Annotated in this window: 20 protein-coding genes; 5 read left to right on the forward strand and 15 right to left on the reverse strand. The window is 42.2% G+C overall.

Annotated elements, in window-relative coordinates:
* Positions 1 to 2 precede the first annotated feature (2 nt).
* Positions 3 to 689 (reverse strand): uracil-DNA glycosylase, encoded by a 687-nt coding sequence (locus LCD34_RS08880; protein WP_224558813.1) that lies wholly within the window; start codon positions 687 to 689, stop codon positions 3 to 5.
* Complete coding sequence (locus LCD34_RS08885) at positions 686 to 1,513, reverse strand: glycosyltransferase family 2 protein (RefSeq protein ID WP_007497795.1); 828 nt, start codon at positions 1,511 to 1,513, stop codon at positions 686 to 688. Before LCD34_RS08885 ends, LCD34_RS08880 begins: the two co-directional genes overlap by 4 nt.
* Positions 1,514 to 1,640: 127 nt before the next feature.
* Here LCD34_RS08885 and LCD34_RS08890 point away from each other — a divergent pair, with 127 nt between their 5' ends.
* Together LCD34_RS08890 and LCD34_RS08895 are read left to right on the forward strand one after the other, a co-directional pair.
* Positions 1,641 to 1,946: a general stress protein gene (locus LCD34_RS08890; RefSeq protein WP_074041779.1), complete on the forward strand. Its 306-nt coding sequence runs from the start codon at positions 1,641 to 1,643 to the stop codon at positions 1,944 to 1,946.
* Positions 1,947 to 2,072: 126 nt separating this feature from the next.
* Positions 2,073 to 2,882 (forward strand): bifunctional hydroxymethylpyrimidine kinase/phosphomethylpyrimidine kinase, encoded by an 810-nt coding sequence (locus LCD34_RS08895; RefSeq protein WP_008343648.1) that lies wholly within the window; start codon positions 2,073 to 2,075, stop codon positions 2,880 to 2,882.
* A gap of 45 nt (positions 2,883 to 2,927) precedes the next feature.
* Here LCD34_RS08895 and LCD34_RS08900 read toward each other — a convergent pair whose 3' ends face one another.
* From LCD34_RS08900 to LCD34_RS08925, 6 genes are all read right to left on the reverse strand, one after another.
* Positions 2,928 to 4,004, reverse strand: coding sequence for a chitobiase/beta-hexosaminidase C-terminal domain-containing protein (locus tag LCD34_RS08900; RefSeq protein ID WP_224558814.1), 1,077 nt, complete (start codon positions 4,002 to 4,004; stop codon positions 2,928 to 2,930).
* 154 nt (positions 4,005 to 4,158) lie between these two features.
* Positions 4,159 to 4,413 (reverse strand): hypothetical protein, encoded by a 255-nt coding sequence (locus LCD34_RS08905; RefSeq protein ID WP_008359596.1) that lies wholly within the window; start codon positions 4,411 to 4,413, stop codon positions 4,159 to 4,161.
* 187 nt (positions 4,414 to 4,600) lie between these two features.
* Positions 4,601 to 6,058: a glycoside hydrolase family 32 protein gene (locus tag LCD34_RS08910; RefSeq protein ID WP_224559432.1), complete on the reverse strand. Its 1,458-nt coding sequence runs from the start codon at positions 6,056 to 6,058 to the stop codon at positions 4,601 to 4,603.
* Positions 6,059 to 6,077: 19 nt separating this feature from the next.
* Positions 6,078 to 7,466 (reverse strand): sucrose-specific PTS transporter subunit IIBC, encoded by a 1,389-nt coding sequence (locus LCD34_RS08915; RefSeq protein ID WP_007497804.1) that lies wholly within the window; start codon positions 7,464 to 7,466, stop codon positions 6,078 to 6,080.
* Positions 7,467 to 7,721: 255 nt separating this feature from the next.
* Complete coding sequence (locus LCD34_RS08920) at positions 7,722 to 8,555, reverse strand: PRD domain-containing protein (RefSeq protein WP_007497807.1); 834 nt, start codon at positions 8,553 to 8,555, stop codon at positions 7,722 to 7,724.
* Between the two features lie 51 nt (positions 8,556 to 8,606).
* Entirely contained in the window at positions 8,607 to 8,885 is a 279-nt protein-coding gene (locus LCD34_RS08925) for a hypothetical protein (protein ID WP_025208181.1), read from the reverse strand.
* 501 nt (positions 8,886 to 9,386) lie between these two features.
* Between LCD34_RS08925 and LCD34_RS08930 the strand changes: the two genes are divergently transcribed.
* Both LCD34_RS08930 and LCD34_RS08935 read left to right on the forward strand, forming a co-directional pair.
* Positions 9,387 to 11,810 carry a S8 family peptidase gene (locus tag LCD34_RS08930; protein WP_224558815.1) on the forward strand — a complete coding sequence of 808 codons (2,424 nt, stop codon included), beginning with the start codon at positions 9,387 to 9,389 and terminating at the stop codon, positions 11,808 to 11,810.
* A gap of 81 nt (positions 11,811 to 11,891) precedes the next feature.
* Positions 11,892 to 12,119: a hypothetical protein gene (locus tag LCD34_RS08935; RefSeq protein ID WP_048002998.1), complete on the forward strand. Its 228-nt coding sequence runs from the start codon at positions 11,892 to 11,894 to the stop codon at positions 12,117 to 12,119.
* Between the two features lie 11 nt (positions 12,120 to 12,130).
* On the opposite strand, the gene LCD34_RS08940 is transcribed toward LCD34_RS08935, so the two are convergent.
* The 3 genes from LCD34_RS08940 to LCD34_RS08950 all read right to left on the reverse strand — a co-directional run bounded on the left by LCD34_RS08940 (position 12,131) and on the right by LCD34_RS08950 (position 15,261).
* Entirely contained in the window at positions 12,131 to 13,135 is a 1,005-nt protein-coding gene (locus LCD34_RS08940; RefSeq protein ID WP_065461605.1) for an LLM class flavin-dependent oxidoreductase, read from the reverse strand.
* A 54-nt stretch (positions 13,136 to 13,189) separates the two neighbouring features.
* Entirely contained in the window at positions 13,190 to 13,939 is a 750-nt protein-coding gene (nfsA, locus tag LCD34_RS08945; protein WP_116306446.1) for an oxygen-insensitive NADPH nitroreductase, read from the reverse strand.
* Positions 13,940 to 14,049: 110 nt separating this feature from the next.
* A complete protein-coding gene (locus LCD34_RS08950) occupies positions 14,050 to 15,261 on the reverse strand; it encodes an FtsW/RodA/SpoVE family cell cycle protein (RefSeq protein WP_008345489.1) in 1,212 nt (403 codons plus the stop codon).
* 475 nt (positions 15,262 to 15,736) lie between these two features.
* Here LCD34_RS08950 and LCD34_RS08955 point away from each other — a divergent pair, with 475 nt between their 5' ends.
* Complete coding sequence (locus tag LCD34_RS08955) at positions 15,737 to 16,000, forward strand: spore morphogenesis/germination protein YwcE (RefSeq protein ID WP_008345491.1); 264 nt, start codon at positions 15,737 to 15,739, stop codon at positions 15,998 to 16,000.
* 77 nt (positions 16,001 to 16,077) lie between these two features.
* Here the strand turns inward: LCD34_RS08955 and qoxD are convergent, their stop codons facing one another.
* Genes qoxD through qoxA form a run of 4 tightly spaced genes read right to left on the reverse strand, consistent with a single transcriptional unit; the run spans position 16,078 to position 20,019 of the window.
* Complete coding sequence (gene qoxD, locus LCD34_RS08960; RefSeq protein ID WP_007497818.1) at positions 16,078 to 16,458, reverse strand: cytochrome aa3 quinol oxidase subunit IV; 381 nt, start codon at positions 16,456 to 16,458, stop codon at positions 16,078 to 16,080.
* Position 16,459: 1 nt separating this feature from the next.
* The gene (gene qoxC, locus LCD34_RS08965) at positions 16,460 to 17,077 is read right to left on the reverse strand and encodes a cytochrome aa3 quinol oxidase subunit III (protein ID WP_007497820.1); all 618 of its coding nucleotides are present in this window, start codon (positions 17,075 to 17,077) and stop codon (positions 16,460 to 16,462) included.
* Entirely contained in the window at positions 17,077 to 19,035 is a 1,959-nt protein-coding gene (gene qoxB, locus LCD34_RS08970; RefSeq protein WP_007497822.1) for a cytochrome aa3 quinol oxidase subunit I, read from the reverse strand. Before qoxB ends, qoxC begins: the two co-directional genes overlap by 1 nt.
* Positions 19,036 to 19,062: 27 nt before the next feature.
* The gene (qoxA, locus tag LCD34_RS08975; RefSeq protein ID WP_089374137.1) at positions 19,063 to 20,019 is read right to left on the reverse strand and encodes a cytochrome aa3 quinol oxidase subunit II; all 957 of its coding nucleotides are present in this window, start codon (positions 20,017 to 20,019) and stop codon (positions 19,063 to 19,065) included.
* Positions 20,020 to 20,121 lie beyond the last annotated feature (102 nt).

Genomic DNA, 20,121 nt, shown 5'->3' on the forward strand with positions numbered 1-20,121 from the left:
TCCTATTTTGATTCAATATCCTTAATACACCAGTTGATTTCTTCAATCCCCATTTGCTTTAAATAGGCGTTTACTTTTGAGAACGGACGACTGCCAAAAAAGCCGTTTCTTGCGGAAAAAGGACTTGGATGAGGTGACTCAATGATGTAATGCTTGCTTTGATCAATGCGTTCTTTTTTATTTTGCGCATGTCTGCCCCAAAGCACAAAAATGACTGGCTGATCTCGGTCATTCAGGACGTCGATGACGCGGTCTGTCACACGTTCCCAGCCTTTGCCTTTATGCGAGTTCGCTTCCCCTTTTCTTACAGTGAGCACGGTGTTTAACAGCAAGACACCCTGCTCTGCCCAGCTGACAAGCGAGCCATGGTTAGGGACCGGACAACCGAGGTCATCCTTTAGCTCCTGAAAAATATTTCTCAAAGAGGGCGGATGTTTGACACCAGGCTGAACAGAAAAGCTTAATCCGTGTGCCTGTCCTGGACCATGATAAGGGTCTTGTCCCAAAATCACGACCTTCACATCTTCATACGACGTCAAATGGAGGGCACGATAAATGTCATCTGGCTTTGGAAACACGATCTGCGTACGATATTCTTCCTTTACCCACTCACGTAATTCCTGATAATATGGCTGTTCAAATTCACTTTTCATCACAGCCCACCAGCTATCATTTAAAAATGGCTTCATTGCGGTTGTCCTCCTTCTGTCTGCTGTGCCAATCTTGAGATCATCGGTTTTCCATCCCATACAATCTCACTCTCTGATTCTCGTTTTTTCATCGCTGGTTCTTCTAATAGGACAGCAAAATTCGCTGTCGGCAAATCACCTAGCCCATGCTTTTCACTCAGATCATCTAAATAGTTCTTCCTTGTTTCACCAAGATCACTCGACTGATTGCCCCCACCATCAAAGAACGCATAGATCACACTGGCAGCTGGCACTCGTTTGGCTCGTGCATGCTGCGTAACACGCAGGAAAAAGTCCCAGTCCCAGTAGTGATGCATCGCTGGATCAAAATAGCCGATCTCATCATGTATGCGGCGTTTGTACATACTGCCAGAAGGAACGTATGTAGAAAAAACACGCATGTCCTCAATGTCCGCTGTATAAGCAAACAAACGTCTTGATACTGGAAAACGAGTCGCACCTCGTTCTTCAAACGAAACAATTTCCGCATCCGAAAAGACAAAATCAGCGTCTTCTAGCGCCTTGCTCATACGTTCAATATGACAAGGTGTAAAATAATCATCATCATCACTCAGCATAATGACGTCACCTGTCAGCTCCCGCACCCCAACATTTCTTGCGTTCACATGCTGGACATTCTCATCTAAATGAATCAAGCGGATTGGCAGCTCGGGATAGAGTTCCTGAATCACGTCCACTCGCTCTCCTGCATCATTTACGACCACAATTTCAAAAGGCTGTACGCTTTGTCTCGAGATGGATTCAAGCAGTTCACACAATGCGCTCAGCCGGTTATGTGTCACAATTAATAAAGAAATCTTCATATCGGCCTAACTCCTTTAATAGATTCGTCTTTTTCATTAAAACATAAATCGGCTTTCTTCTCATGATATAAAAGACGGTTTGATCGATCGAGAAAATGGGAATTTTTGATGAAAAGGAGTGATGATGATGGAATTTTTCACAGTTGAGAATAGTAAAGAAGCCAAACAGACGATCGAACAGATACAATCAGCAAAGGACGATGTGTTTGTGTTTGCGTATGACCCCGAACGCTCTGATACCGTTACTGAGGACACGGAAGCAAAGAGCATGACAGCTGTCGATCAAGGGATTTTAGATCAAATCGCCAATATCATTCGCACCAGGGATGATGAACTGATGGCCAAAATCATGTCGACCGGCGCCGATCAAGAATTAGCCTTAACGCTTTTAGAGGAGCTGAAAAAAGGGAAATTGGTGATTTGTAAAAGATAAAGAATGAGGCGTTCCATGAAGAGTGGAACGCTTTTTTATGCCGTTTCATTGTGATAAATGGAAAAGCTGATTATAATAAGGGGTAGAACAGTAACTGTTACACATCACATTGGAGGTTCAGCAACTATGTCTATGAATAAAGCACTCACCATCGCAGGTTCGGATTCAAGCGGCGGTGCAGGTATCCAAGCAGATTTAAAAACGTTTCAAGAAAAAAACGTCTACGGGATGACAGCTTTAACCGTTGTCGTTGCAATGGATCCTCATAACAACTGGGATCATCAAGTGTTTCCAATCGATACATCAACCATCCGCGCACAGCTCTCAACGATCGTGGAAGGCATCGGTGTAGATGCGTTAAAAACAGGTATGCTACCAACAGTTGACGTCATTGAACTCGCAGCTGAAACGATCAAAACATATGAGCTGAAAAATGTCGTCATTGATCCCGTTATGGTATGTAAAGGTGCGAACGAAGTCCTTTACCCAGAGCACGCTGAAGCATTGCGCGAAAAGCTCACACCACTAGCAACAGTTATCACACCTAACCTTTTCGAAGCAGGTCAATTAAGTGGCATTGGCGAGATCAAAACGATGGAACAAATGGAAGAAGCCGCAAAACGCATCCATGAACTTGGTGCAAAGTATGTGGTCATCACTGGCGGCGGTAAGCTAAGCCCTGATAAAGCGATTGATTTGCTTTATGATGGACAAACCTTCGAACGCCTTGAAACAGATAAGATCGACACAGAATACACACACGGTGCAGGCTGCACATTCTCAGCCGCAGTCACAGCTGAACTAGCCAACGGCTCAGACGTGAAAGAAGCCATTTATGCAGCAAAAGAATTCATCACAGCTGCCATTAAAGGCTCTTTCCAACTAAACGAATACATCGGACCAACGAAACATTCCGCACATCGTTTGGACAAATAAAACAATAAAAACCGATCCGCCGCTTGGGTGAATCGGTTTTTTTGTTTATCGTAAGCTGAGTCTCTGTGCAAATAACCAATCTGTTAAGCCTGGCGTCTCATAAGCAGGCGTCCATGATGCATGATCATACCCATACTTGCTTGCATACTCGGTATAAATCGGTCTTCCACCAGCTTTTTGAATCGCTTGAATTGTATTTCTCGCATAAAAGATAGGAATAATGGAATCATCCTCTGCATGAAATGCCCATATTGGTTTGTTCGCTAAAATTCCTGCCTTACTTGGATCTGCACCCCCCGCAATAGGAATCATCGCTGCAAACAAACGAGGATATGTGATGTTTAACTGATACGAGCCAAATCCGCCTTGAGATAAACCAGTCGCATAAATCCTTTTCTGATCAATCTTATAAGAAGTTAACACATGCTGAAGCACTTCATACGCTTTGTGTAAATCTGGTGAAAATTGAAACACATTTGTCAGGTCGATTTCATTTTGCGCGTTTCTTGTTAAAGCAAAACCCCCATCCACAGCATTTCGAGCCTGAGGTGCTAGTACGTATGCAGGATGTTTCTTTTGAACTTCAGGAGAAGCCCATAAAACTGCACCATCATTTGCAAGTAACTGCTTTTGATTATCAGTCCCCCGCTCCCCTCCTCCATGTAAGAACAGGACGAGAGGATAAGCTTTACCCCTCTTATGATTTTTCGGAATGTATAACCGATAAGGCATTCCTTGATATTCAAAAGATAAAAATGATGAGGCAATGTCCTCTCGCGTGACAAAACGATAATTGTATGTAGACGTAGCTAAGCGATGTCTATTTTTGTAAACGCTTACTTTTAAAGTCGTATCGGTATCGATATGAATAGGCTTTGTATATCGCTGACTTTGAGTTGTCGGCTGGCTGCCATCTGTTGTGTAATAAAGAGAAGCTTTTGGCACCTGGGAATGGAGTGCCACCTCTTGTGAGCGATAATATTGACCAGATGGTACGGAGGCAGTAGGTGTAAAAAATGATGTGTGTTGCGTTCGGGCAGATGAAACGGAAGGATGAAGAAAACTCATAGAAAATAGCACAATGATAAAGGTGATCAGACATTTCTTGGTTGCATGGTTCATATCGTTCCTCCTGTATATGCTCAGATGAATTTTTATTTATTTTGTATCATGACAAAAGGAATGTCAACGCTTTCATTTAAATTTCTGAATGATCTGACTAAAATAAAAAAAGCATACCCGCTCCCAGGTACACTCTTTCACCATACTTTTTTACCTACTTTTGCTGATCGGATTCTTTCGCCATTTTTCGAATAAAGGCTTCAATGGATTCAACAAATAAGGCATATTCTTTCATTTGTTTATACGTATCTGACAGCTTCTCTTTTAATTCTTCTTGCTCTAGAGAAGGTTCACCGAGAATAGATTGGACTTGAATCAGCAATTCTTTATATTCTTCACGTTTATCTTCAACATGATCTGCCATTGTCTCCAAGCGTTTTCTAGTCGTCGGCTGCTGTTTTGAATTCAAGTAAACAACCCCTTTTTGTCCTACCGCATTTGGATAAACGTCAGCCTCAGCTGTATATATTTTAAAATGATACCATAATCGAACCTGTTATCATATATGTAAAACGTCATCAAACCGCTTTAGGCTAACCTTGTATATACATGATATAGGCTTTAAGATACAGGCTGATCTCACTAGAAAAAGCAGATCAATGATCTGCTTCTTTTTGCAAATGCCACGTCTTCAATTTAAGCTTCGTTTCATTTCTACCACTGATGGAGATTGATTTATTTCCCGGGGAAGGAAAGTAACGTGCAGTAAATACTTCCCGGCCTCCGTTGACAAAAATCTCAATCGATGATGCATCAATAAAGATATGCAGATCCTGTAATTCCTCAATTTCTACTTCACGAACTTCCTTTGTTCGATCTTCAAAGCGATCTCGCTCTAACGTTAGTTTGCCTTCATCTTTATCATAAATGATACGAGCAGCAGCACGGATACAGCATTCAAATCCTTTTTGAGTTTCAATTTGATCAATGAATACCTCTGCGCTCGTCAAATCTTCAACAGGAATGGAGTGAACAGATCGTTTAACGTGAAAAACATGCTCCTGCTCATTTGTCCGCATAGATCGAAGTTCACTTACCGGCTTTTGAATAAGACGTCCCTCATCATCTAAACGAAGCTCTCTCGGAATCGTCAAGCAATGGATCCATTGATAAGAGATGGTTGGATGATGCTCTTCCCCTTGATCTGGTACACCCATCCATCCCATTAAAATGCGTCTGCCCGATTCATCTTGGAAAGTCTGCTGTGCATAAAAGTCAAAGCCACGATCTAGCTCCTCAAACGCTCCATGCGTATATTGGTAGGTACGATCATCCAATGTACCAACAAAATAACCAGATTGATGTGTATTGTTGTATTTGAATCCATCAGGCTTCAGCCCCTGTGGTGACACGATCAATACATCCTGACCGTCTAATTCAAACAGATCTGGACATTCCCACATGTATCCGAAATGATCTAAACCATTCTTTCCACTGCCTGCAATAATGCCTTGAAACGTCCAATTGTCTAATGTATCAGATGTGAATAAGACAAGATGTCCTTTGAGATCTTCACTTTGTGCTCCAAGGACCATGTACCACTTTCCATTCCGCTTCCACACCTTCGGGTCACGAAAATGTGCAGTGAATCCCGTTGGCAAAGTCGCCACGACACCTTTTTTCTCAAAATGAATCCCATCCTCTGACACAGCTAAACATTGATATGTCTCACGATTTCCTTGCTCATCACGGACATTTCCGGTATACATCACATACATACGACCATCATCAATGACTGCACTGCCAGAATAACATCCATTCTGATCAAACCAATCACTTGGCGTGAGGGCAGCCTCTTCATGCTGCCAATTCACTAGATCGGTTGATGTGTAGTGACCCCAGAATTTTGCCCCATGTCCTGTTTTAAATGGCTGCCATTGATAAAACACATGGTAGACTCCCTTCCACTGAATCAATCCATTCGGGTCATTTAAAAGACCGACTGGCGGAATTAAATGGAAGTTCTGACGGTACACATCTTTTTTCACCAAATGCTCATAGTTTCGAATACGATCTGTTACCTTTTGACGAAGTGCTGCGTCCGTTGTTGTCATCACTGTGACCACTCCTTGATTATTTTTCGACTTCTTTGACTTTAAAGATGATGGTAAGAATAAATGAAACAGCAACAGCTATTAACATACCAATAACATAATTTACCACATTTTGTAAACCAAATGGGGCTGCAATGGCAATCATCGGAATCCCTGTTAAACCATAAGCGTTGGCGGCTACCTTCGTGAAGACGACAAACGCCCCGCCTAATGCGCCTCCGATCATTGCAGCAATAAATGGCTTACGATAACGAAGATTCACACCGAATATGACCGGCTCTGTAATACCTAAGAAAGCAGAAAATGCTGCTGGTAATGCGATTTCTTTTGTTTTTGCACGCTTTGCTAAGAAAAAGACCGCTAGCCCAGCTCCGCCTTGAGCGACGTTGGACATGGCCCAGATCGGCAGCAAATAATTCCGTCCAATATCATTTAGAAGTCCTGCCTCAATCGCATGGAAGCTATGATGAACACCTGTCAGTACAATTAAAGAATAAGCGCCTCCGAAAATCAGTCCAGCTAAGAATCCTGCATGGTCATAAACATAAGTGAGTGCATTCGAGATCCCTGTACCAAGCATTCTCCCTAGCGGTCCTACAGCAATAAACGTCACAAATCCAGTCACAATCACCGTCACAAACGGCGTCACAAGTAAATCAATACTGTTCGGCACAACTTTTCTTAAATTCTTTTCAATCACGCACATGATATACACAGTTAATAACACGGGAATGACCGTTCCTTGGTAACCAAGAAGCGCAATATCAAAGTTGAATAGATGCATATATTCTGGTTTTGCGTCTGTCAGTCCCCATGGATTCAGCAAGCTCGGGTGAATCATAATGCCCCCAATGACAGCTCCTAAATATGGATTTCCACCAAACTCTTTGGCTGCACTAACCCCAATTAAAATCGGTAAAATGATAAAGGCAGCACTTGAGAACATATCTAGCATTTGGAAGATGGCAGAGCTTGGATCAGCCCATTTAAAGGCTTTCATCATGCCTAATAGACCCATTAATAAACCGCTTGCTACAATCGCTGGAATGATTGGTACAAAAATATTCGATAGCGTCTTGGCAAAACGTGCAAGTGGATTCATTTTTTGCTTCACGGCTTCATCATGGCTGGCTGGTTTTTGATTCTCGTCGTCTGCCTCAAGACCCGTCTCACGAGCAAAAGGCTCATATACTTTGTTGACAGAACCTGTTCCAAATATGATCTGGAATTGACCCGAGCTTGAGAAGGCACCCTTCACACCCTCCAGTTCTTCAATGGCATCTTTGTCAATCAACGCCTCATCTTTCATCACCAATCGGAGTCGTGTGGCACAATGTGTTGCGCTAATGACATTTTCTTTGCCGCCTAATAATGTTGTTAATTCTTTGGCTGTTTTTTGATAATCCATGTTGTCTCCCCCTTTTTTTAAAACAAAAAAGACCTAAAATTCACTAACGATGAAAGGACATACACGTCCCCTCGTTACGCAAATTTTAGGTCTTGCCTGCCTGACAGTCACAATCCCACGATATTGGTTTTTGATTACGCTTTCATCATAGTATAAGAGCGTGACCTGCGTCAACCTATTTTTTCGAATCAAATGACCCATATACACTAATTAGAGTAGTGTGCATAAAAAAAAGCCTGCGGACAGGCACAACCTTTACACCAATTCGGCATCCTGCAGACGCTGGACATGCAGCGTGATGTAGCCGATCTCCGATTCAGGGAGATGAAGTCCATATTCTTTTTTCAGCAAATCAGCCAGTCCAAGTGCACACCGGTAAGCCGAATCATACTTTGTTTGGATAAAAGTCAGCATGTCATCGTCCATGATTTGAAATGCTTCATTCGATTCCAACCTGCCTAATGCATACCTCAAATGTGTCACAAGCCGCTGATATGAAATACTATCCTCATCAATCGAGCGCTCAAAAACGCTTTCGACATGCTCGATCATTTCTTTGATCATCGTTGTGTATTTGACCGTCTTCTTCATGGACTCCGTATTCATTTTGGCCGTATGAATATGAAGTGCCACATACCCTGCCTCATCGTCCGGCAGGTCAACCCCAAGCCGCTCCTTTACATAACGAATGGCATACTTTCCAATATCATATTCCTGCTTATATAAGACTTTGATCTCACCAAGCAATTTATTATATAGCACAATGCCTTTTTGAACGCGTTCAATGGCAAAGGATAAATGATCTGTCAGTGAGATGTGGATATGATCACTGAGCGGCATCATGAGTTCACCCTCTGCATAACTAATAATATGCTCTGCCACCTCAATATGCGCTTCTGGCAATGTCGCAAGAATTTGTTTGAATTTCTCATTTTCTTCACGCACAACAAAAATCTTCTCTATTTTTTGAACGGGAACGACGTCATTTTTCCCCTTCTGAAAAGCAATTCCGGGCCCCATCACAATTTTCTCCTGATCACCCTCCTTTACAACCACTGCATTGTTATTCAATATTTTATATATCTTCAAGGGGCATCCTCTCCCACAGATAACGTGTCTTATGTGGGATTTTACCCTGTTTCAACTTTTCTGTAAAGATAAGAACGGACCGGCACGCGCCTCTCTCGTTGTCTTTTCATCAAGCATCATCAGACTTTCTTGAAACGGCTTTTCTGTCCTGCGCTTTTTCTTCTTTTCATCTGCCAGTTTCTCTAGCTTTCTCTCATTCACCGCAAGAAAGAATCCTCCATCCACTGCTGCCACTTTCACCCCTTGCTTCTTCAGCAGCTCACCAGGATTCACAAGCACATTCATCACAAAACCAAACCATACACTCAACCAGTTCTTCCATTTCTTCACTGAACATCCCTCCGCTTTCCTTAGAATCTAGCAGTTCTAGCAAATTAACTGTTCCTATCATATCCCGAGAAAAAAGAGAGGTTTGTCACAATCTGGGTGAAAAAACGAACTAGTTTTCAGAAGTTTTGTTGAAAAGTGCAGAAGATGATCATGTTCCACAATGTTTCTTTGAAAATTTTATACACACACTATCCCAAAGATAAGCACATCTTATCAACAGGGTTTATCCACATATCAACACCCTCTTACTAGATTTTGTGTATGAGATTTTTTTATTTTCCATATATATATCTGAATAATCGAGTTATCAACAGATTATTGTGCATAAGTGTGACTTTATAAACAAAATAGTTCTTTATGACTATGTAAAATAAGACCATTTTAGTAAAGGAATTGGTTTCATCGTATGGAATACTTAATAACGGGCAGTGAATCTTTCCTATTTATCCACAAAAAGAAAGGCTATCTCCCTAAATACACAGCTAGAAAGGGGAAAATTAATTGAAAAAAGTAATCTCTCGTTCTTCTGTTCTATTGTTCTCCACTATTTTTACCTTATCCACATTCTTTTCAGGTCAGGCTGCTGCCGCTCCATCGAACAAACAGGTGGAACTGGAAAAAGCAGAAATCTTCGGCGAAATCAATGTTAAGTCTAGAAAACACACCACTGTCATTGTTGAATTAAAGGAAAAATCCTTAGTTGAAGCCAAGCAAGAAGGCGAAGCACAAACAAAAGCCTCCCTCAAAAAATCTCGAACGAAAGTAAAGAATGCAGCACTCAAAAAGTTAGATAAAGCGAGTGTTCATCAAGAATATGAAAAAGTCTTCTCTGGTTTCTCTATGAAACTTCCTGCAAACGAAATCCCGAAACTGCTCGCAGTTGACGGAGTAAAAGCCGTTTATCCGGATGTTACATATCAAACAGATGAAGTGAAAAAGAAAAGCGTCCAGCTTCCTCATGAGGATGTCTCTCCACTCATGGATAAAAGTGCTCCATTTATCGGTGCCCCAAAAGCTTGGGTTGCCGGCTACTCTGGAAAAGGAGTAAAAGTCGCTGTCATTGATACTGGCGTAGACTATACCCACCCTGATTTAAAAGGAAACTTCGGATTATACAAAGGCTATGACTTTGTTGATAATGACTATTCTCCACAAGAAACACCAAAAGGAGATCCTAGAGGCGAATCGACAGATCATGGTACACACGTCGCAGGAACAATTGCGGCAAATGGACAAATTAAAGGTGTCGCAAAAGATGCTACCCTTCTTGCCTACCGTGTCCTTGGACCAGGCGGATCAGGAACAACTGAAAATGTCCTTGCAGGCATCGACCGGGCTGTCACTGACGGAGCCGATGTCATGAACCTTTCTCTTGGAAACAGTGTGAATAACCCTGATTATGCAACAAGCATCGCACTGGATTGGGCCATGTCTGAAGGGGTTGTCGCTGTGACATCAAATGGAAACAGTGGGCCAAACAGCTGGACCGTTGGATCTCCTGGGACATCAAGAGATGCTATTTCTGTCGGAGCCACTCAGCTTCCGTACAGTCTATACAACGTGAAATTCCCGAACTATTCAACAGCAAAAGTGATGGGCTACTATCAAGAAAATGATTTAAAAGCACTTGACCAAAAACAAGTCACACTCGTCCAAGCAGGCATCGGTGACGAAAAAGATTTTGAAAACATCGATGTCAAAGGAAAGGTGGCAGTGATTGAACGTGGAGCCATTGCCTTTGTTGATAAAGTGGACAATGCGAAAGCTGCTGGTGCGATCGGCGTTGTCATGTACAACAATACCGATGGAGAAATCCCTGTGGATGTACCAGGTCTAGCCCTTCCGACGATTAAGCTGTCAAAAGCGGAAGGAACAGCGCTTGTTAAAGCCATTGAGGCTGGTAACAATACAACGACTTTCTCGATTCAATTTGTGAAAGAGTTAAGTGAACAAGTCGCTGACTTCTCATCTCGTGGACCTGTTGTCGATACGTGGATGATCAAACCAGATCTTTCAGCACCTGGCGTGAGTATTGTCAGCACCATTCCGACACACGATCCTTCTCAGCCATACGGCTATGGATCGAAGCAAGGAACAAGCATGGCATCTCCTCATGTAGCCGGAGTAGCAGCGATTATTAAACAAGCAAAACCATCGTATTCTACAGAGCAAATTAAAGCGCTGATGATGAATACAGCAGAAACATTGTATGACCCAAATGGTAACCCGTTCCCTCACAATACGCAGGGCACAGGCAGCGTTCGAATCATCGAATCACTTCAAGCGTCTTCTATTGTGTCTGATGCAAGCTATTCGTACGGCACTTTCTTAAAAGAAAAGGGCGTTCAAATCAAAACGAAGAAGTTCAAGGTAGAAAACCTGTCAAAAGCACCGAAAACCTATACCATTGATTACAAGTTCGATGGCAACGGCATTAGCACAAACGGCACGAAAAAAATCACAGTAAAAGGGAATTCCACAGGGTCCTTTACTTCCGCAGTACAAGTGAATTATGGAAAAACGAAAAAAGGAACGTACCAAGGCAGTATCACCATTCGCGAAAATGGCAGAAAGGTCACTGAAATCCCTACTTTATTGATTGTAAAAGAGCCTGATTACCCGCGCGTCACTTCGGTTTCCGTAGAGCCGGATAACCGTGCTGGAAGCTATGTTATTAGCAGCTATCTCCCAGGCGGTGCTGAAAACCTTGCATTCCTCGTCTACTCGACAGATGGAGAGTATTTAGGTGAAGCAGGAGTTTATCAACATGTTGATAAAGGAGAGCATCGTGTGAAATGGAATGGCACGATCAATAAAGGACAGAAGTTAGAAGCAGGTGAGTATACAATGCTTGCGTATGCAAGCCTGAAAGGCAAATCAGATACGGTTCAAACAAAAGAACCATTCGATATTTATCCTGAATAAACAAGAATCACATAAAAAGCCTTGTATGAGCCCATCAGCTCAACAAGGCTTTTCTATCATGTATGGAGGAAAGAGAAATTCATGTTGATATGGCTATGGATCGTTTCTTTTATGACGGCTTTTTTTCTCACGATCACCTTGGTTTATTTTTTTACCTTTTTACATGCAAAACAGCCTCGTCCTTTTCATCAAGCATGTGAACTGACTGTCTATACCACCTGCATTTATCCGCTTAGCTTGGCGGTGACAGCTGCCTTTATTCTCACCATGATGCTCCTCTATCCCTTTTATTGGCTGCGCAAATTGTAAAATGACATACGTTATGCATCAAAAGCTTCTTTTAATAAACGATACGATGTGAGACGGTCTTGTATGTGATGTGTGATGGTCACAGCGATCACTTCATCTGTACGATACGCCTTTGCGAGTGCTGTCAGCTGCTGCTTCACAGAGGATGGCGTGCCAACAACCATCCTCTGTCGATTGGCTGCTACTCGTTTTTGTTCATATGGACTGTAGGAATAGGCCTTTGCCTGTTCAAATGAAGGAAAGCCGCCAAGGTTCTGTCCTTGTTCGTTAGCTAATAATGATAAATCTAAGCTGACAGCCAATTTTTCTGCCTGTTCCTCTGTTTCTGCACATAAAACGAAGACCGCAAGACTGACACGCGGCTCATCACCAAATTCTGAAGGTTCAAATCGGCTGATATACTGCGACACAGAGTCTTCTCCGCCTTCTCCATTAATGAAAAGAGCAAACGTATAGCCTGCACCTGCTTTTGCGGCAAGCCGTGCACTTCCTCCAGAGGAACCTAACATCCATACCTCTGGGGCAGTATCTACCTTCGGAGAAGCAGTCAGGTGAGGCAGCGGATAAAATTCATCGGCTAAATCATGTAAATACACCTTCAATTCTTCTACCTGCTCAGGATATTGATCACCAAGTCGCTTCCGTTCTCCATGATGAAGGGCAATGGAGGAGATCGGCATACCTCCAGGAGCACGTCCAATGCCAAGATCAATTCTGCCCGGAGCCAAGGCTTCGAGCACTCTGAAGTTCTCTGCTACTTTATAGGCACTGTAGTGGGGCAGCATGACGCCACCTGAACCAATACGGATATGTGACGTCACAGCTGATAAATGACCGAGAAGCACCTCTGGACTCGATCCTGCGAGCCGGTTTGAAAAGTGATGCTCTGATACCCAAAATCGATGATAACCCCATTTCTCTGCCTGCTTCGCCAGCTCGACTGTTTGCTTCAGCGCCTCAGCAGGCGTCGCATCTCCAATCAAAGGAGATTGATCCAGTATACTTAATTTCATGATGTCGCACCTCCTACACAAATCCCCCTCTCTCACTCGAAAGGGGGATTTCCTGATTTATTTTCGATTAAAGCCCTTCTCTTTCACAAAATCTCCGAGGAAGGCACGTTTTGGCTGGCTAAAGCCTCGAAGCATTTGCTCAGACCATGTATCTTTTCTCTCACCGTTTGTTCGTTCTTCATAATATGATGAAATACGATCATCGTATTCTTTTAAATAACGATCCATATGAGCTTCGTCTTGCTGATATGTGTTTTCATGGTAGATCAGCTCAACGGGTAGCCGTTCCTTTTGAGATGATGGATTGGCAGGATGTCCTATGGCCAGACCGAATAGCGGCAGCACATAGGAAGGCGTTTCAAGTAATTCTGATACTTCCTTCAGCTGATTACGCAGTCCGCCGATATAGCAGATGCCAAGTCCCATAGATTCTGCGGCGACACTGACATTTTGCGCAGCGAGCGCCGCATCAATCACACTGATAAGAAAGGCTTCTGTATTCTCAAGCGCTTCTTGATGGTTTTTCCCTGCTTTTTTTGCGATATAGTCGTGGCGTTTCAAGTCCGCACAGAAAACAAAGAAATGCCCATTCTTCTCAACGTATGGCTGATTTCCAGCCAGTTCAGCAAGCTTCGCCTTCTTCTCCTGATCTGTTACACCAATGATACTATACGCCTGTACATAGCTTGATGTCGAAGCAGCCTGTGCACTTTTGATAAGTGTCAGCACTTCTTCGTCTGTCAGACGCTCATCTGTAAACGAACGGATGGACCGATGATTTAAGATGGTTTCTATCGTTTTATTCAATTCGAAGACCTCCTTCACTCCTACTATCATAAGTCAAATGAATATTGCTTTTCAAAAGTTAGAACTCACGCCAAAAAGGCAGCCTACGCTTAGACTGCCCTTTACCCGTTTTATTTAAATAAATAACTTTGATATTTCGTTAATTGAACACTTGCATTATAAGCGATACCAAATCCAATAAGAACAGATAAAACAGAGCTTCCCCCGAAGCTGATGAATAAGAGTGGTATCCCCGTTACAGGCATGACGCCTATGTTCATGCCAATGTTCTGGAATGTATGGATGACAATCAATGCTGTATATCCTACACAGAAAAATGACGCAAACCGGCTATAAGGATGGATACGGTCAATCAGCACAACAAGCCTGTAAATCAGGAAGAAGAACATGATCACCACAAATGCGCAGCCGACAAAACCAAAGGCTTCCCCTATGATAGAGAAAATCATATCTGTCTGAGCTTCTGGAACATATACTTTTAAATTTTTAACACCGTTCCCGAAAATTTGTCCTGCCCCAATTGCCATAATGGCTTGCTCGACTTGATATTTATCCGATCCAGATGCATCCTGTGTCTGGGCTTGGTTGGCTGTCGAAGAACTATCAGGCAGCCAAGCGGTAATCCGGTTGATCTGATACTGCTGAATTCCGATCTTTTGTGCGAAATCAGGGAATAGAATAATCACGGCTAACACAGCGGCAACTAAGAGCACAACCACTGAACCGATGAGAGAGATCAATTTCCAGTTGACCCCTGATAAAAAGACCATGACAACGACAATAAACATACATACCGCAGCCGTACCTGCATCTTGCAAAAAGATGAGTCCGACTGGTACAGCAGCCACGCCGGCAATTTTTAATAGTAGGAAAATATCATCTTCTAATGTTCGTTTTCCTCTTGGGGTTGCCTTCCCAATGACAGAGGCGAGCATCATAATCAAACCAATTTTCATGAACTCTGAAGGCTGAAATGTTCCAATTCCCGGTAACACAAACCAACTTTTTGCACCATTTTTAATTGGAGCAAAATCATGACCTGCAATTTGTGCAGGAGCAATTTTTAAAAGAATTAAGAGCATAATGCCGCCTATAAAAATATATAGGCTTAACTTTTCTAATTGTTCCAGATCGAAGTAATTAATAGCCACAATACAGATGACCCCAACCATGTAGTAAATGATCTGTCTGGTCCATGCATTAGATCCATATTGCCCAAACTGTCCCGCAGCATAAATAGCGATGACACTGATGGCAAAGAAGGCTAAAAATATAAAAATCAAATCTCCTTGATAGTAAGGAGATGTATTCTGCTTGTTCATGAACTAACCACCCTTATTACAAAACATAAAAGCCCTTATTTATATTAGATTGAAATTTTCACAAAAGCAACTCACCTTAAATATGACGGAAGTGACACCTGAAAGGTTCCATTCTAATTTCAAAAAATGAAATACTTTTCATCCTAACAATAGGAAAAAATTCCTTTCTACTCTATCATGACAACCGATCATAAGTCCTTTAAAAAGATTATTTTACAGATTTTAAGGGGAAAATTCAATGACTTATGTGGCGATATGAAAGGTGAACATCTTGCCAGCATAAGCTTAACTGAGGTATAAGAAAAAAACAATTTCTGCGGAATAAGGCCCATTTTCCAATTATTGAGTTTACTTCAAAGTCAATTGTGGTATAATATTTGTAACAAAATGTTCACAATATCTCCTAAAAACAGACACAATTGCATCCTGACCTCTCATTTGAATTGAACATCAACTTACAAAGGAGTTGGATACGATGGATATGTTCTTTGCGTACCTATGTATTGCAACAGCTACACCCCTGTTTTTATGGTTGGAAAACAGAAAGATTGCATTAGCATCTATTCCACCCATCATGATTATGTGGATTTTCTTCGGTCTTTACATGACAAGCAGTTTATCTCCAGCAGGACATACCTTCATGATCGCATTCTTTGCCATTAACGTGATTCTGGCTCACATTGCAGCTTTCCTCATCTATGGACTTCCATTCATTCGCAAAAGATTCAGCAGCAGATAGATTTCGCATCATCAATTGGAAGCGTTATCACAATCAGCATAAAAACCACTCACCTATGAAAGATGAGTGGTTTTTTATTATTTCTCTGAATGCTCAGACTGCTTTGGCGCAGATGGTGAATAACCGTCTTTGCTGTTCTCTCCGTGGCTGTAGTGAGCCGCGAAGATCCAAACAGACCCGATGACGAAAATGATCGCACAGAACAGACCAAACAAAGTATTTCCGACTTGAACAGTTCCGTTCTCACTCTCTGTCATGTGCATGAACATGAACAGCTGCAAGAATGCTTGAATGAAGGCAAAACCAAAGATAATCCATAGTTTCGCAGAACTGCCAATTTCAGCTCCGATGGCAATCCAGAATGCTAAGATGGTTAGCACAATGGAGAGAATGAAGCCGACTACGTGTTTCCAAGGGAAGTGTTCGTGCTCTGCTGAGGAATGTGTTTTTCCAGCCATATCACAAAAGCCCCCCTAATCCGATCAAGTACACAGCTGTGAAGATGAAAATCCATACAACATCAAGGAAATGCCAGTATAGACTTGAGATAAAGATCTTCGCTGCTGTTTGTGGTGTTAATCCACGTTTTTTAATTTGGAACAAGACACCTGTAATCCAGAAGATACCGATGGATACGTGTAATCCGTGAGTTCCTAAAAGAACAAAGAATGCAGACCAGTATGCACTTGTATGGATGCTCGCACCCTCATGTACATAATGGAAGAATTCGAAAATCTCAAAACCAACGAAGCCTGCACCTAGAAGCAGTGTCAGAATCGTCCAAATGACAACCCCTTTTGTACTTCCACGGCGCATTTCGTGAACGGCAATCCCGCATGTAAATGAACTCACCAATAGCAGGAATGTCATGATCAATACAAGCTTCATATCAAATAGCTCAGCTGGCAAAACGCCGCCAGCTGTTCTGCCATGAAGAACAAAGTAGGTCGCAAAAAGTGTTGAGAATAACACGATTTCCGCGCCAAGGAATATCCAGAAACCAAGGATGTTTAAACGTCCTGTTTCAGACTGATATTCAAGCGGTGCATTTGCATAGCTGCTATCATTATGTCCCATTACTTCTGCGCCTCCTTATTCTTTTTCTCTGTTTCAATCACTTCTTCAACAGGAATATAGTAGCCATCGTCATATTCAAATGAACGTAAAATCATTGTTGCGAATACACCGATTAAGCCAATAACGCCAATCCAGTACCATTCAAATACAAGACCGAATGCTCCAAGTCCGAAGAATGCAGACATGATAAGCGGTCTGCCTGAATTGTGCGGCATGTGAATTTTCTTGAATTCTTTTTCAGGATGAACGTCTACATTGTTTTGCTTCCAATGATGGAATGCATCTGGTGTCGTCACTTCTGGAAGTGCTGCAAAGTTATAATGCGGCGGAATTGCAGAAGATGTCGCCCAGTCAAGCGTACGTCCTTCTCCCCAGCTGTCTCCAGACACTTCACGTTTCGCGTGTCTCCAGCTGTAGTAAATGTTATAGCAAAGGATGATGAATCCGATACCCATCATGAATGCACCAATTGTTGAAATAAAGTTTAGTGCAGTCCAGCCATCTTCTGGTCCATACGTATAAATACGTCTTGGCATTCCTTGCAGTCCTAAGAAGTACTGCGGGAAGAAACAGATGTTAAATCCGATCATGAATACCCAGAAGAACCATTTGCCGATTCGTTCGTTTAACTTGTAACCAAACATTTTTGGATACCAGAAAACAAGACCTGCAAAACAAGCAAAGACAGTACCTGCGATTAATACATAGTGGAAGTGGGATACTAAGAAGTACGTGTTATGGTACTGGTAATCCGCAGCTGCCATCGCAAGCATAACCCCAGTCACACCACCGATTACGAAGTTCGGGATGAAACCAAGTGCCCAAAGCATTGGGGATGTAAAACTGATACGGCCTCGATACATTGTAAAGAGCCAGTTAAAGATTTTCACACCTGTTGGTACAGAAATCGCCATTGTTGTGATCGAGAAGAATGAGTTAACCGCTGCACTGTTCCCCATTGTAAAGAAGTGGTGAACCCACACAAGGAAACTAAGAACAGAGATTGCCACAATCGATACAACCATCGCTTTGTAACCAAACAACTGCTTTCTTGAGAACGTCGCAAAGATTTCTGAGAAAATACCGAAAGCCGGCAGGATAACGATATATACCTCAGGATGTCCCCAAATCCAGAAAAGGTTCGCCCAAAGCATTGGCATACCGCCCGCTTCGAGTGTAAAGAATGCTGAACCGAATAAACGATCGAATGTCATAAGTGCTAAAGCAACTGTTAAAACAGGGAATGCGAAAACGATAATGACAGACGTGATCAATGTTGTCCATGTAAACATCGGCATACGCATAAGCGTCATACCTTTTGTACGCATTTTTAAGATGGTCACCATGAAGTTAATACCTGTCATTAGTGTACCAATACCTGCAATTTGGAGCCCGAGCAAGTAGTAGTTCTGTCCAGGTCCTGGTGAGAAATCATTTCCGGCGAGCGGCATGTAACTCGTCCAGCCTGCACTTGGTGATCCTCCAATAACGAAGGAAATGTTGAACAGCATTGCTCCGACCATAAATGTCCAGAAGCTCAAGTTGTTCAAATACGGGAATGCAACGTCACGTGCACCAATTTGAAGAGGAACCACGACGTTGATTAAACCAATTAAGAATGGCATCGCCATGAATAAAATCATGATCGTACCATGCGTTGTGAAAATTTCATTATAGTGGTTTGAATCTAAAAACGTATTATTAGGAAGCGCCAGCTGCGCGCGCATCATCAGTCCGTCTACCCCACCGCGGAAGAACATAATCACAGCAGCAAGGATATACATGATTCCAAGCTTTTTATGATCAACTGATGTCAGCCATTCTTTCCAGAGCCATTTCCACTTTTTGAAGTAGGTTAAAACAAACACAATGGCAATGGAAGTAAGAGCGATAGAAATTTGCGCACCAAGAATTAATGGGTCTCCAGTTACAAAAAACTCATCCCATTTTAAATGCATAACGGCCTCCTCCTTTCCTTAGTCAGTTTATTCGTTTTCTAATTTTCTTTTATAGTTCTTCACATTCTCGAAAGGATCTGTCTTGGAATGCGGAGAAACTGATTGGTAACCTAAACGTTTGCGTGCTTGGAGTGCATATTCAGAATCCTCTCCGTGCTTCGCAAAAGATAAATGTGTTGATGAGAATGTCTGCACATCTGCAGCATCAGGAAGCATCAAGTAGTCATACGTTTTCTTCGTTAACTTTGGTGCTTCTTTTTTCGTTTTATTTACCCATTTATCATAGTCAGACTGCGTCATCGCATTGACTTTGAATTTTTGCTGAGCAAAGCCTTCGCCTGTGAAGTTGGCGTTTCTTCCTTCATATGTGCCTACTTCATCAGCTTGAAGATATTGTTCCATTTCCATTCCAGCCATCGCATACTTCTCCCCGCCTAGCTGAGGAATCCATAGAGATGCCATTGTATCAGCGGAAGTGATTTTGAATAAAACCGGCTGATCTTTTGGAATGTTTAAGTAGTTCACTGTTTCAATATTTTCCTCTGGATAGCTGAAGATCCATTTCCAATCAACTGCTGTAGCATAAACGACAAGTGGATCTTTATGACTTGTTGCTTGAGGCGCCTCTTCCAAAGAGTAAATGGTTTTTACAGTTGGAACTGAAAGGGCAGCAACGATTAATATTGGGATCACTGTCCAGACAACTTCTAGAAGCGTATTCCCGTGTAGTTCTGGGTTATAAGAGGCGTTTCCAACGTCCTTACGCTCACGGTATTTAACCAAAATGATGGTAAACAGTACAAATACCGCACCAACGATAAAGAGCATGAATCCAATAGATAATAGGATTAAGTCTTTTTGTTGTGCTGCGACTGGTCCTTTAGGATCTAAAACAGCGATATTGCTGCAACCTCCTAATACAAAAACACTCACGAGCATCGCTAATAAAAGCATAGGTTTAATGGCTCTGAACAAGAAGATCACCATCCTTCCTTAAATAATGTATAAATTGCTGAATAATTGTGAAAAGCCATCTGCCTTCGAAAACTTTTCTTCCCTTTGTAATGCTATCAAAATCTGTTGGAG

The sequence above is a fragment of the Bacillus sp. RAR_M1_44 genome, from assembly GCF_020165935.1.
GTDB classification, from domain to species: Bacteria; Bacillota; Bacilli; order Bacillales; family Bacillaceae; genus Bacillus; species Bacillus altitudinis.

Bases quoted from the DNA above. Each gene is read 5' to 3' on its own strand.
- LCD34_RS08910 (WP_224559432.1), bottom strand. From the start codon at position 6,058: ATGACAACAACGGACGCAGCACTTCGTCAAAAGGTAACAGATCGTATT.
- LCD34_RS08900 (WP_224558814.1), bottom strand. From the start codon at position 4,004: ATGAACCATGCAACCAAGAAATGTCTGATCACCTTTATCATTGTGCTA.
- LCD34_RS08890 (WP_074041779.1), top strand. From the start codon at position 1,641: ATGGAATTTTTCACAGTTGAGAATAGTAAAGAAGCCAAACAGACGATC.
- LCD34_RS08895 (WP_008343648.1), top strand. From the start codon at position 2,073: ATGTCTATGAATAAAGCACTCACCATCGCAGGTTCGGATTCAAGCGGC.
- LCD34_RS08915 (WP_007497804.1), bottom strand. From the start codon at position 7,466: ATGGATTATCAAAAAACAGCCAAAGAATTAACAACATTATTAGGCGGC.
- LCD34_RS08935 (WP_048002998.1), top strand. From the start codon at position 11,892: ATGTTGATATGGCTATGGATCGTTTCTTTTATGACGGCTTTTTTTCTC.
- qoxB (WP_007497822.1), bottom strand. From the start codon at position 19,035: ATGCATTTAAAATGGGATGAGTTTTTTGTAACTGGAGACCCATTAATT.
- LCD34_RS08880 (WP_224558813.1), bottom strand. From the start codon at position 689: ATGAAGCCATTTTTAAATGATAGCTGGTGGGCTGTGATGAAAAGTGAA.
- LCD34_RS08955 (WP_008345491.1), top strand. From the start codon at position 15,737: ATGGATATGTTCTTTGCGTACCTATGTATTGCAACAGCTACACCCCTG.
- qoxC (WP_007497820.1), bottom strand. From the start codon at position 17,077: ATGGGACATAATGATAGCAGCTATGCAAATGCACCGCTTGAATATCAG.
- LCD34_RS08950 (WP_008345489.1), bottom strand. From the start codon at position 15,261: ATGAACAAGCAGAATACATCTCCTTACTATCAAGGAGATTTGATTTTT.
- qoxD (WP_007497818.1), bottom strand. From the start codon at position 16,458: ATGGCTGGAAAAACACATTCCTCAGCAGAGCACGAACACTTCCCTTGG.
- LCD34_RS08885 (WP_007497795.1), bottom strand. From the start codon at position 1,513: ATGAAGATTTCTTTATTAATTGTGACACATAACCGGCTGAGCGCATTG.